The sequence below is a fragment of the Rhodobacter capsulatus genome (assembly GCF_003254295.1).
Classification (GTDB): domain Bacteria; phylum Pseudomonadota; class Alphaproteobacteria; order Rhodobacterales; family Rhodobacteraceae; genus Rhodobacter; species Rhodobacter capsulatus.
This window is the reverse complement of sequence record NZ_QKZO01000007.1, coordinates 1-12,027: the sequence shown is the minus strand read 5'-3', so window position 1 is coordinate 12,027 and position 12,027 is coordinate 1. Positions and strand designations below refer to the sequence as shown.

Below are 12,027 nucleotides of genomic sequence, written 5' to 3'. Positions count from 1 at the left end.
TGTCGCGCGGCCCCCCCTGCAAGGGCAGCGACTTAAAAGAGAGGAGTTGGAATGATTCTTGGCGATTAATCGGGCGGAAAGAGTTGCGCGCTAGGCTGTGCGACAAATGTTCTCGGGGAACCGTCCCCGCAACCGGAGCCCGCTCATGAAATTCAGCGCAGCACTGCTTGCTCTCGCATTCGTCGCCCTGCCCGCGCAGGCGGATGATGTTTCGCCGCAAGTCAAGGAAATCGTGGAAAAAGAGCTGCGCGCCTGGGCTGCCGATCCGGCCCTTGTCGCGGCGGTGATCGCCGCGAACGAGGCCCATGCCGCGCTGAGCCAGCCGCAGATCGACTCGCTCGACGCGGTCTGGCGGGCGGAACTGGACGCGGCCAACCGCCCGACCATCGAACCGATCCTCGCCGCGCCGGAATCGCTTGCGCTCAGGGCGAAGATCGAGGCGGGCGGCGGCCGCTTCACCGAAGCTTTCGTGACCGACAGCCGCGGGCTGAACGTCGCCCAGGCCGGTCCGACCTCGGACTACTGGCAGGGCGACGAGGCGAAGTTTCTGGAAACTTTCCCGAAGGGCGCCGAGGCCATCCATGTCGGCGAGGTGGAATTCGACGAATCCTCGCAAAGCTATTCGGTGCAAGCCTCCTTCACCGTGATCGACCCCGCCAGCAAAGCCCCGATCGGGGCGATGACGGTGGGTCTCAATGCCGAACTGATCCAGTAATCCGGGGTCCGAGATGAGCGCCAAGACGTCCGCTTCCGTCAGCTTCTTCCATTCGAGTTTCTTCCGCGCCACCCTTCTCGTCGCCGCTTCGGTGCTGACGGTCGTGGTCTCGATGACGCTCTACAACGTGCATACGACCACCGAACTGGCCTTGACGCAGCTGCAGCAACAGGCCCGGGGCGCCAGCAGCATCGTCGCCAAGCAGCTGGTGGGGCCGATGCGCTTCTCGGACAAGCTGCAACTGGGCAAGGCGCTGCAGGACGTCGTGGACGATCCCTCGAACCCGGCCGATGCGATGATGGCGGTGGACGAAAAGGGCAAGGCGATCGCCACCTATGCCGCCGAGGGCGCCGACATCTCCCCGCTCACGGCGATGGCGCAGACCGTCGCCGGGCAGAAATCCATCGTCACCTCGGAAGACGGGTTGACCATCGCCACCCCCGTCACCAGCCCGACCAGCGGCACCGTCCTTGGCTATGTGCTGTCGCATTGGTCCGAAGACCAGACCGATGCCGCGATCGCCTCGACCACCCGCACCGGCCTGATCGTGTCCGGCCTGATCCTGATCGCCGCGATGCTGATCACCAGCCTGGTCTTCCGGGCGATGGTCTCGCTGCGGCTGGGCCGGATCAACAGCGCGATGTCCTCGATCGCCGAGGGCGCCCTGACCACCGCCGTGCCCTATACCGGCACCAAGGACGAGATCGGCCATATCGCGAAATCGCTCGAAGCCTTCCGGCACTCGCTGGAACAGGCCGAAGCGACGAACCGCGTCGCGCTGATGCGGGGCACGGCGCTGGCCTCGGCCTCGACCGCGATCATGCTGACCAGCACCGAGCATGAAATCACCTGGGTGAACGAGGCGATGGTGAAGCTGATGCGCGTGCACGCCGCGGCGATCCAGGCCCGCAACCCGGATTTCGACCCGGACAACATGATCGGCTATCGCGCCGACCGCATCGTCGAGGGCGGCACCGAGATCGCGGGCGAGATGGACACCGGCGACCGGAGCTCGTTGCGCATCGAGCAGGATCTGGCCTCGGGCACCCTGGTGGTCGAAGCGAATCCGGTGATGACGGCGGATGGCACCAAGATCGGCCATGTCGCCGAATGGCACGACATCACCGAGGCGCGGCGCAACACCGCGATCACCGAGGCGATCGACGCGACGCAGCTGCGGGTGGAATTCACTCCGGACGGCCGGATGAGCGCGGCGAACGTGGCGATGTGCGTGATCTCGCAACGCGACGAGTCGCAGCTGATCGGCATGGATTTCTCGCGGCTGATTCGGGTGGCGGCGACCGGAGAGATGGCTTTCGAGGCGATTGCGCGCGGTGAAAGCGTGATCGGGCGGATGCTCGTCTCGATCGACGGCCAGGAGCTTCTGCTCAACGGGGCGATGACGCCGGTGCGCGACCGCAAGGGCACGATCCGGCGCGTCGTCACCATCGGCACCGACATGTCGGAGATCGAATCCCGCGAGACCCGCGCCCGGATCGAACGCGAGCGCCTGACGGCCGAGCAGCGTCAGGTGGTGGACCAGCTGCGCAACGTGCTGCGCCATCTGGCCGAAGGCGATCTGACGCAAGCGATCCGCGAGCCCTTCCCGGGAGATTACGAGTCGCTGCGCCTCGATTACAACGACGCCACGGCGAAGCTGCGCGAAGCGATGGCGATGGTGCTGGAAAATTCGAGCCTGATCCGCACCGAATCGGGCGGCATCTCGCGCGCGGCCGAGGATCTCTCGCGTCGGACCGAGCAACAGGCCGCCACGCTCGAGGAAACCGCCGCGGCGCTGAACCAGCTGACCGCTTCGGTGAAATCGGCCGCCGATCGCACGCTGAAGGCCAATGACATGGTGGCTCTGGCGCGGCGCAACACCGAATCGAGCGGTCAGGTCGTGCGCGAAGCCGTGCAGGCGATGGGCGAGATTTCCGAAAGCTCGAACAAGATTTCGCGCATCACCTCGGTGATCGAGGAAATCTCCTTCCAGACCAACCTGCTCGCGCTGAACGCGGGAGTGGAAGCCGCCCGCGCGGGCGAAGCGGGACGCGGCTTTGCCGTCGTCGCCTCGGAAGTGCGGGCGCTGGCGCAGCGGTCCTCGGAAGCGGCGCGCGAAATCGCCGGTCTGATCTCGGATTCGGCCGGTCAGGTGAAGCGCGGCGTGGAGCTTGTCGGCCAGGCGGGCAGCGCGCTGGACGGCATCCAGAGCTCCGTCGCCGAAATCGTCACCTTCATGTCGGACATCACCGCCTCGACCACCGAACAATCCGCCGGCCTGAGCGAAGTCAATACCGCGATCCTGCAGCTCGATCAGGTCACCCAGCACAATGCCGCGATGTTCGAGGAAACCTCGGCCGCCAGCCAGTCGCTGGCCCGCGAGGCGGATGGGTTGAACGAGACGATGAGCCGGTTCCGCCTTGGCACGCAGCAGGCGACCCCGGCCCCGGCCCCGGCCAGCAACTTCCGGTCAACCCGTCCGGTGGCTGCGGCGCCGGTCGCGCCTGCCCCCGCCGAACCGGCAGCGCCCACGCCGATCCGTGCCGCCGCCCCGGCCCCGGCATCGGCACCGTCACGGGCCCCGGCACCGCGCGCCAGCGTCCGGGCGTCAAACCTCGCGGTCAAGCACACGCCTGCCGAGGACAACTGGGAAGATTTCTGATCCGGCTCAACTGCCGCGATAGGTCGAATAGCCGTAAGGCGAGAGCAGCAGGGGCACATGATAATGTGCCCCTGCATCATTGATGCCGAAGCGGATCGGAATTTCATCCAGAAACAGCGGCTCTGCCGCGACCTGTCCGCTCTGGCGCAGATAGGCGCCGACGTGGAAGAGCAGTTCGTAACAGCCCGTCGCAAACGCTGCCGCCACGAGGATCGGCGCATCGGTCCGGCCGTCGGCATTGGTGCGACTTCGGGCGATCGGATGGCGCCCCGTGGCGTCGATGCGGCTCAGCACGATCTCGATGCCCTCCGCCGGGCAGCCCCGGGCGGTATCGAGCACATGGGTCGTCAGATATCCGGCCATCGCCCCCTCCTCTGCAGTGCCTTTCCCTCGCCGCGATGTCGCACGGCAAGGAACGAAACGGATGATTTCCTTTTCGAAAAAAACCTGAAACTCTCGCCCATGCAATCCCTTTGCAGCCGGACCGGAGGACAAGATGACCCGATATCCCAGAGACATGCGCGGCTATGGCGGCTCTCCGCCCGATGCGCGCTGGCCCGGGAAGGCCCGGATCGCGATTTCTCTGGTGCTGAACTACGAAGAGGGTGGCGAGAACTGCATCCTGCATGGCGATGCCGCCTCGGAAGCCTTCCTGAGCGACATTGCCGGGGCCGCGCCATGGCCCGGCCAGCGCCACTGGAACATGGAATCGATCTACGAATACGGCGCGCGCGCCGGGTTCTGGCGACTGCACCGGCTGTTCACCGGGATGGACCTGCCGGTCACCATCTATGGTGTGGCGACCGCGCTTGCCCGCAGCCCCGAGCAGGTCGCCGCGATGAAGGCGGCGGGCTGGGAAATCGCCAGCCACGGGCTGAAATGGGTCGAGCATCGCGACATGCCCGAGGACGAAGAACGCCGCCAGATCGCCGAGGCGATCCGGCTGCATGCCGAAGTCGTGGGCGACCGGCCGCGCGGCTGGTACACCGGGCGCTGCTCGGCCAATACCCTGCGCCTGACCGCCGAAGACGGCGGTTTCGACTGGATTTCCGATACTTACGATGACGACCTGCCCTATTGGCGGCGCATCGGCGGCCGCGATCAGCTGATCATCCCCTACACGCTCGAAGCCAATGACATGCGCTTTGCCACCGCCCCGGGCTATATCGAGGGCGAACAGTTCTTCACCTATCTGAAGGACAGCTTCGACACGCTTTACGCCGAGGGCGCGGCCGGGGCGGCAAAGATGTTTTCGATCGGCCTGCATTGCCGCCTGATCGGGCGTCCCGGCAAGATCGCGGGGCTGAAACGCTTCCTGGACTATGCCCGCAGCCATGCGGGCGTCTGGTTTGCCACCCGCAGCCAGATCGCAGCGCATTGGGCCGCCACGCATCCGCCGCAAGAGCTTGATCGGCCAAGCGAAATGACGCAAGCCGACTTCGTGGCCGCGTTTGGCGCGATCTACGAACACAGCCCCTGGATCGCCGAAAGGGCGCATGGGCTGGAGCTTGGCCCGGCGCATGACTGCGCCGAGGGCGTCGCCAGCGTGCTGGCGCGGGTGTTCCGTTCGGCCCCGGAGACGCAGCGGCTGCGCGTGCTCAAGGCCCATCCCGATCTGGCGGGCAAACTGGCCCGGGCGCGGCGGCTGACGGCGGAAAGCACGGCCGAACAGGCCTCGGCCGGGCTCGATGCGCTGACCGACGCCGAACGGGTGGCGTTTGAGGAGCTGAACCACGATTACACCGAAAAATTCGGCTTCCCCTTCATCATCGCGGTGAAGGATCATACGAAACCGGCGATCCTTGCGGCCTTCCGCCGCCGGATCGCCAACGACCGCGCCACCGAATTCGCCGAGGCCTGCCATCAGGTCGAACGCATCGCCTGGCACCGACTGAAGGACCTGCTGCCATGACTGGCTATTACACCCCGACCGGCGGTCTGCCGCCGCAAACCGCGCTGATGACCGGCCGCGCGATCTTTACCGAGGCCTATGCGGTGATCCCGAAAGGCTGTTTTTCGGACATCGTGACCAGCTTCCTGCCGGGCTGGACGAACACGCGGATGTGGCTCATCGCGCGGCCGATGAGCGGTTTTTCCGAGACCTTCAGCCAATATGTGATGGAGGTCGGCGCCGACGGCGGGGCCGATCTGCCCGATGCCGACCCCGGCGCGGAACATGTGCTGTTCGTCACCGGAGGCGCGATGTGGCTGTCGCTTGATGGCCAGGAACATGAGCTGGCGGCGGGCGGGTATGCCTATATTCCCGCCGGGTGCCGCTGGGCGGTGAAAAACGGCGCCGATGATCCGCTGCGTTTCCACTGGATCCGCAAGCTTTGGGAACCGGCGCCGGGGCTGGAAAAACCCGCCGCCTTCGTGACGAACGAGCGCGAGATCAAGCCCCTCGCGATGCCCGAGACCCAGGGCCGCTGGGCCACTACCCGCTTCGTCGATCCGACCGACCTGCGCCACGACATGCATGTCAACATCGTCACCTTCCAGCCCGGCGGGCTGATCCCCTTCGAAGAGACGCATGTGATGGAGCACGGGCTTTATGTCCTTGAAGGCAAAGCCGTTTACAAGCTGAACCGGGACTGGGTCGAGGTCGAGGCGGGCGATTTCATGTGGCTGCGCGCCTATTGCCCGCAGGCCTGCTACGCCGCCGGGCCGGGGCCGTTCCGCTATCTGCTCTACAAGGATGTCAACCGTCACGCCCGGCTGCGCGGCGTGCTCGGCCGCTAAAGGATCAGGAAAGCCCGGAAGTCGTTGACATTCGTCAGCGTCGGTCCGGGCTTCACCTGGGTTCCCAGCGCGGCAAAGAAACGATGCGCGTCATGCCCGGCCAGCGCCGCCGCCGGATCAAGCCCCCGCGCCCGGGCCTTGGCCAGACTGTCCGGGCCGATCACCGCCCCCGCCACCTCGGCCGCGCCATCGACGCCATCGGTATCGGCGGCCAGTGCCCAGATCCCCGGCGCGGCATCCAGCGTGCGCAGCGCCGATAGCAGAAATTCAACATTCGGCCCGCCCAGACCGGGGGTTCCGCGCAGGGAAACTGTACATTCCCCACCCGAGAGCAAAACCAGCGGCGGTTCCCCCGGGCGGCGGGCGCTGGCATAGGTCTGCGCCATCCGCGCCAGTTTCGCGCCCAGATCCGCCGCCTCGCCGGTCAGCGCATCGCCTTGCAGCCGCACCGCAACCCCCTGCCCGCGGGCAAAGGCCGCCGCCGCCTCGAGCGATTGCGCGGGGGCGGCAACGATGACGGTCTCGCAACGCGAGAGCGCCAAGGCGCCCGGCGCCAGCACGCCCGAGCCCGCGCGCAGCCGTGCCAGCACTATCTGCGGCACTTCGATGCGATGATCTTGCAGGATTTTCAGCGCGTCGGCCGGGGTGCTGCCATCCCCCACCGTCGGCCCCGAGGCGATGAAGCTCGGATCATCCCCCGCGACGTCGGAAATCAGCAGCGCCCGCATCCGCGCCGGAAAGGCCGCCGCGGCCAGCTGCCCGCCCTTCACCGCGCTCAGATGCTTGCGCACCGTGTTGATCTGCTCGATCGGCGCCCCCGAGGCCAGCAGCGCCGTGGTCACCGCCTGTTTTTCGGCCAGCGTCAGCCCCTCGGCCGGGGCGCAGAGCAGCGCCGAGCCCCCGCCCGAGATCAGCGCCAGCACGAAATCCCCCGGCGCAAGACGGCGCAGCAGATCCAGCATCCGCCGCGTCGCCGCCACCCCCGCCGCATCGGGCACGGGATGCGACGCCTCGATGATTTCAATACTTTGACAGGGCCGCGCATGACCATACCGGGTGATCACAAGCCCCTCGCAGGGGCCCCAGAGGCTCTCGATCGCCTCCGCCATCCGCGCCGAGGCCTTGCCCGCGCCGATCACCACCACCCGGCCGGGCGGGCGCGGCCCCAGCACCCGCGGCAGAACCTGCATCGGGTCCGCCGCCGCCACGGCCGTTTCGAAAAGCTTGTGCAACAAGTCCGTCGGGGTCAGGAACGCCACGTTTCATCATCCGAGACCAGCAGATGCTGCCGGTCCTCGTCCTCTTCGATATCCGCGAAACGACCGATCGGATCGCGGAAGATGTTGTCGGTGCGGTCATCGTTGACCGTGGAAACCTCGCCGATCAGTACATCTCCCCCTTCGCCCCGAAAGGCGTGCCGGTTGCCCGGCATCAGGGTCACGCTTTCCCCGGGCGCAAGCCGCAGGATACCGCCCGCAGGCAGGCATTTCGTCACCCCGTCCGAGGCGATGCCGTCGATTTCGGCGCGCGGGGACCAATGGGCGAAGGGGGGCAGGATCTGGCCGAAGCCGCGCAGGAAGGCCTCGGACTGTCGCAAGATGGTGTTGATCTCGGATCGCTTCATCGCCGCACCTCTGCCCCGAGGGTTGCGCAACACCCGATCACAAGCAAGTGAAAAGCGGGGGGAAATCCCCCCCGCGGCGCAATCGGGGCGCAGCCTCTACCTGCGGGCGATCCGGCCATCGACGGACGCCGCATAGGGCGAGTGCCGTGCCAGAAATTCCGCCGTCACATCGGCCAGATCGGGGCCGAAGTCATAGGCGTTCATCCCCTCGGTCGCGAACATCCTGTAGCCGTCGCCGCCGCCGCGCAGGAAGTTGTTCGTCACCACGCCATAGGTCGCCGCTGCGTCAAGCGGCGCCCAGCCGAGCGCGGTCGCCACCTGCACATCGCTGACGCGCGCCCCCGCGGGCCTGGCCGGATCGAAGCTGTATCGCAGCCCCGCCACCTGCGGAAACCGCCCCTCGCCCTCCTCGACCGCGCTGACACCGTTTTCCAGCGCCGCCAGGATCGTCGCACCCTTCGCCTCGAAGGTCGAGAGCGTGTTCTGGAACGGCAGCACCGTCAGCACCTCGCCCATCGTCACCGGCCCGGCATCGATCGAGGCGCGCAAGCCCCCGCCATTCGTGATCGCAATCGCGATGCCCTGATCCTTGACCCGGTCGAGCATCGCCTCGGCCACCAGATTGCCCATCGCGCATTCCATCTGCCGGCAATGATCGCGCGCGCCGTCGATCTCGGCCGTGCTGTCGGCAACGACCTTGTCGCGGATCTCCTGCAGCGGCTTGGCCAGTTCAGCCACCCGCGCCGCCACCGCCGCATCGGGCGTGACCGAGGCATCGAGCAGGATCGGTTCCCCGCCCGCCGATTTCAGAATGCCCGCATCGTCGAAGGTCAGCACCAGATGGCCCAGATATTTCGAATAGGCATAGGCCGAGACCACCGGCACCCCGCCGACCATCGTCGGATAGCCGGCGCCATCTTTGCCAAACAGCGTGTGCGAATGCCCGCCCGCCACCGCGTCGATCCCCGGAACGGCGGCGGCGATCTCCTGATCCTTGACGAACCCGGTGTGCGGGATCGCGATGATCTTCGTCACGCCCTGATCGGTCAGCGCCTGCACGTCGGCCTTCAGGCTTTCGATCTCGTCCTGAAAGCGGATGTCGGGCCCGGGCGAGGAGGTTTCCACCGTATCGGTGGCCAAAGCCGAGACCAGACCGATCTTCTCGCCGCCGACCTGCAGCACGACCGTATCGGCGATCTTGTCTTTAAGCGATGTGCGGCTCAGATCCAGATTGCCGGAAAGCACAGGAAATTGCACTTTTCCAACAAAAGCCGCCAAACCCTCGGGACCGTCGTCGAATTCGTGATTGCCCACCGCCATCGCATCATAGCCGATCCTTGACATGAATTCGGCCGTGTCCGCGCCCTTGTAGGTGGTGTAGAAAAGCGAGCCCTGGAACTGGTCGCCCGCATCCAGCACGATCACGTTCTGCCCCGCCAGCTCGGCCCGCAGCGCCGCCACCTTCGCCGCGACGCGGGCGATGCCGCCAAAGCATTTCGCCTCGGCCGCGTCCTTCTCGGAACAGGTGCTGTCATATGTGTTGATCGGCTCGATCCGCGAATGCAGATCATTGGTGTGCAGGATGTGCAGCGTGTAATCGGCCTGGGCAGTCCCGGCGGTCAGGGCCAATGCGGCAGTGGAAAGCAGCAGACGGACGGACATTCGATCCTCCTCGGTTGGGAATGGCGTACTGTGGCGTGCGCGGAGACGCGCTGTCAAAACCGGATTGGGCGTTTGGTCGGCCCTTGGCGCGACAGGGCGATGACGAAAGCCCGCAGCCGGGGATTGACCATTTTCTGGGCAAAGGGCATGAAACCTGCATGCTGATCTACAAGATCTTCCGCCGCCCCGAATGGGATGCGCTCTGCGCCGCGGGTGAAACCGCGGGGGCTCCCGTCGATCTGGCCGATGGCTACATCCACTTTTCCACCGCCGCGCAGGTCGTCGAGACCGCCGCGAAGCATTTCGCCACCGAAAGCGATCTGGTGCTGGTGGCGGTGTCCATCGCGGCGCTGGGCGCGGATCTGAAATGGGAAGTGTCGCGGGGTGGCGCACTTTTCCCCCATCTTTACCGCCGCTTGCGCCGGGCCGATGTGGTGTGGGACACCGCGCTGCCGCTCGGCCTGTGCGGCCATATCTTCCCCGAGGCGCTGTTATGAACATTACCGAACGGCTGGGGCTGACGCTCCTGCACGGGCTTGACCCGGAAACTGCGCATGGTCTGGCGCTGAAAGCCTTGCAGATGGGTCTGGTGCCCGGCGGCGGCCCGGTGACCGGGGCACGGCTGGCGACGACGGTCGCGGGGCTCGATCTGCCGAATCCCGTGGGGTTGGCGGCGGGATTCGACAAGAATGCCGTGGCCCTGGGGCCGCTGATGCGGGTGGGCTTCGGCTTTCTGGAAGTCGGCGCCGCGACGCCGCGCCCGCAGGAGGGCAATCCGAAACCGCGGCTCTGGCGGCTGGCCGAGGACCGCGCGGTGATCAACCGTTTCGGTTTCAACAACGACGGGATGGAGCCGATCGCGGCCCGGCTGGCGGCGCGGCCCGCGGGCGTGCCGGTCGGGCTGAACCTTGGCGCGAACAAGGACAGCGCCGACCGGGCCGCCGATTTCGCCACGGTGCTGAAACGCGCCGGCGCGCATATCGATTTCGCCACGGTGAACGTGTCCTCGCCCAATACCGAAAAGCTGCGCGACCTGCAGGGCAAGGAGGCGCTCTCGGCGCTTCTGCGCGGCGTGCTGGCCGCCCGTGCGGAGCTTGCCCGTCCGCTGCCGGTTTTCCTGAAGATCGCCCCGGATCTGAGCCCCGCCGAGCTGGAGGACGTGGCCGAGGTCGCCCGGGCCGTGGGGATCGACGGGATCGTGGCGACAAACACCACGCTTTCGCGTGAAGGTTTGAAAAGTGCAAGTTCGGTGCAGGCTGGCGGGCTTTCGGGCGCGCCTTTGTTCGAAAAGTCCACGCGGGTGCTGGCACAACTCTCGAAGTTGACGGAGGGAAAACTGCCGCTGATCGGCGTCGGCGGGATTTCCTCGGCCGAGGAGGCCTATGAAAAGATCCGCGCCGGGGCCTCGGCGGTGCAGCTTTACTCGGCGATGGTCTACAAGGGGATCGGCCTGGCGGCAGAGGTCGCGCGCGGCCTTGATGCGCTGCTGGCGCGCGACGGTTTTGCCTCAGTTTCCGAAGCGGTGGGCACCGGTCGCAACCGCTGGCTTTGATCCAAGCGTGGCAGCGGGGGTTTCACACCCCCGCACCCCCGTGGGATATTTGCGCCAAGGTGAAAGGGCATGGTTTCACCTTGGCGCAAATATCCTGGGGGGTGAATTGCCGAAGGCAAGAGGGGGGCAAAGCCCCCTTCTTTCGTTTCACGCCCTGTTCATCCGGTTGTCGATGAGGTCCTGCACCACGGCGGGATCGGCGAGCGTCGAGATGTCGCCCAAGGCGCCGTAATCATTCTCGGCGATCTTGCGCAGGATGCGGCGCATGATCTTGCCAGACCGCGTCTTCGGCAGGCCCGGCGCCCATTGGATCAGATCGGGGGACGCGATCGGGCCGATCTCGGTCCGGACCCATTTCACCAGATCCTTGCGCAGATCCTCGCTGGGCGCGATCCCGTTCATCAAAGTCACATAGGCGTAGATCCCCTGGCCCTTGATGTCATGCGGATAGCCCACCACCGCGGCCTCGGCCACCTGCGGATGTGCCACCAGCGCCGATTCCACCTCGGCCGTGCCCATCCGGTGGCCCGAGACATTGATCACGTCATCGACCCGGCCGGTGATCCAGTAATAGCCGTCCTTGTCGCGCCGGCAGCCGTCGCCGGTGAAATAGTACCCGCGGTACTGGCCGAAATAGGTCTCCTGGAAGCGGTCGTGATCGCCCCAGACCGTGCGCATCTGACCGGGCCAGCTGTCGGAAATGCAGAGCACGCCTTCGCATTCGACCTCGCCGATCCGCACTGCGGTTTGCGGGTCGAGCACCACCGGCTTGACGCCAAAGAACGGGTTCGTCGCCGAGCCGGGTTTCGTCGGTGTCGCCCCCGGCAGCGGCGTGATCATGTGCCCGCCGGTCTCGGTCTGCCAGAAGGTGTCGACGATCGGACATTTCCCTTTTCCAACATATCGGTCGTACCAGACCCAGGCCTCGGGGTTGATCGGCTCGCCCACCGACCCCAGCACCCGAAGGCTCGAAAGGTCATATTTCTCAACCCATTCCGGGCCCTGACCCATCAGCGCGCGGATCGCCGTCGGCGCGGTGTAGAACTGATTGACCTTGTGCTTTTCGCACACCG

General features: G+C 66.3%; 10 protein-coding genes and 2 pseudogenes. 6 read left to right on the top strand and 6 right to left on the bottom strand.

Translation table 11 applies throughout. The features are described 5' to 3' along the window. The first annotated feature begins 145 nt into the window (after positions 1 to 145). Both LY44_RS11085 and LY44_RS11080 read left to right on the top strand, forming a co-directional pair. Entirely contained in the window at positions 146 to 715 is a 570-nt protein-coding gene (locus tag LY44_RS11085; RefSeq protein ID WP_055209896.1) for a hypothetical protein, read from the top strand. A 13-nt stretch (positions 716 to 728) separates the two neighbouring features. After that, positions 729 to 3,377, top strand: a complete 2,649-nt coding sequence (locus tag LY44_RS11080; protein ID WP_055209895.1) for a methyl-accepting chemotaxis protein — start codon at positions 729 to 731, stop codon at positions 3,375 to 3,377. Between the two features lie 6 nt (positions 3,378 to 3,383). Here LY44_RS11080 and uraH read toward each other — a convergent pair whose 3' ends face one another. Further along, positions 3,384 to 3,740 carry a hydroxyisourate hydrolase gene (gene uraH / locus LY44_RS11075; RefSeq protein ID WP_055209894.1) on the bottom strand — a complete coding sequence of 119 codons (357 nt, stop codon included), beginning with the start codon at positions 3,738 to 3,740 and terminating at the stop codon, positions 3,384 to 3,386. Between the two features lie 133 nt (positions 3,741 to 3,873). Here uraH and puuE point away from each other — a divergent pair, with 133 nt between their 5' ends. Then, positions 3,874 to 5,289, top strand: coding sequence for an allantoinase PuuE (gene puuE / locus LY44_RS11070; RefSeq protein ID WP_055209893.1), 1,416 nt, complete (start codon positions 3,874 to 3,876; stop codon positions 5,287 to 5,289). Continuing rightward, positions 5,286 to 6,116, top strand: coding sequence for a bifunctional allantoicase/(S)-ureidoglycine aminohydrolase (locus LY44_RS11065; RefSeq protein WP_055209892.1), 831 nt, complete (start codon positions 5,286 to 5,288; stop codon positions 6,114 to 6,116). Before puuE ends, LY44_RS11065 begins: the two co-directional genes overlap by 4 nt. Here the strand turns inward: LY44_RS11065 and LY44_RS11060 are convergent. The 4 genes and pseudogenes from LY44_RS11060 to LY44_RS11050 all read right to left on the bottom strand — a co-directional run bounded on the left by LY44_RS11060 (position 6,113) and on the right by LY44_RS11050 (position 9,402). Beyond that, positions 6,113 to 7,375, bottom strand: a complete 1,263-nt coding sequence (locus LY44_RS11060) for a glycerate kinase type-2 family protein (protein WP_081024350.1) — start codon at positions 7,373 to 7,375, stop codon at positions 6,113 to 6,115. The genes LY44_RS11065 and LY44_RS11060 overlap by 4 nt on opposite strands. Continuing rightward, a pseudogene (locus LY44_RS11055) lies at positions 7,363 to 7,617 on the bottom strand (D-lyxose/D-mannose family sugar isomerase); the annotation flags it as partial. The gene LY44_RS11060 and the pseudogene LY44_RS11055, both read right to left, overlap by 13 nt. Before the next feature lie 36 nt (positions 7,618 to 7,653). Beyond that, positions 7,654 to 7,740: pseudogene (locus LY44_RS18555) on the bottom strand (D-lyxose/D-mannose family sugar isomerase); the annotation flags it as partial. A gap of 96 nt (positions 7,741 to 7,836) precedes the next feature. After that, positions 7,837 to 9,402, bottom strand: coding sequence for a bifunctional metallophosphatase/5'-nucleotidase (locus tag LY44_RS11050; protein ID WP_055209890.1), 1,566 nt, complete (start codon positions 9,400 to 9,402; stop codon positions 7,837 to 7,839). A gap of 158 nt (positions 9,403 to 9,560) precedes the next feature. On the opposite strand from LY44_RS11050, the gene LY44_RS11045 reads away from it, so the two are divergent. Together LY44_RS11045 and LY44_RS11040 are read left to right on the top strand one after the other, a co-directional pair. After that, positions 9,561 to 9,899 carry a DUF952 domain-containing protein gene (locus LY44_RS11045; RefSeq protein WP_055210012.1) on the top strand — a complete coding sequence of 113 codons (339 nt, stop codon included), beginning with the start codon at positions 9,561 to 9,563 and terminating at the stop codon, positions 9,897 to 9,899. Beyond that, positions 9,896 to 10,954, top strand: coding sequence for a quinone-dependent dihydroorotate dehydrogenase (locus LY44_RS11040; protein ID WP_055209889.1), 1,059 nt, complete (start codon positions 9,896 to 9,898; stop codon positions 10,952 to 10,954). The genes LY44_RS11045 and LY44_RS11040 overlap by 4 nt, the downstream gene beginning before the upstream one ends. A gap of 147 nt (positions 10,955 to 11,101) precedes the next feature. Here the strand turns inward: LY44_RS11040 and LY44_RS11035 are convergent. Continuing rightward, on the bottom strand, positions 11,102 to 12,027 hold a 926-nt coding region (locus LY44_RS11035), incomplete at its 5' end, for an AMP-binding enzyme (RefSeq protein WP_146707230.1).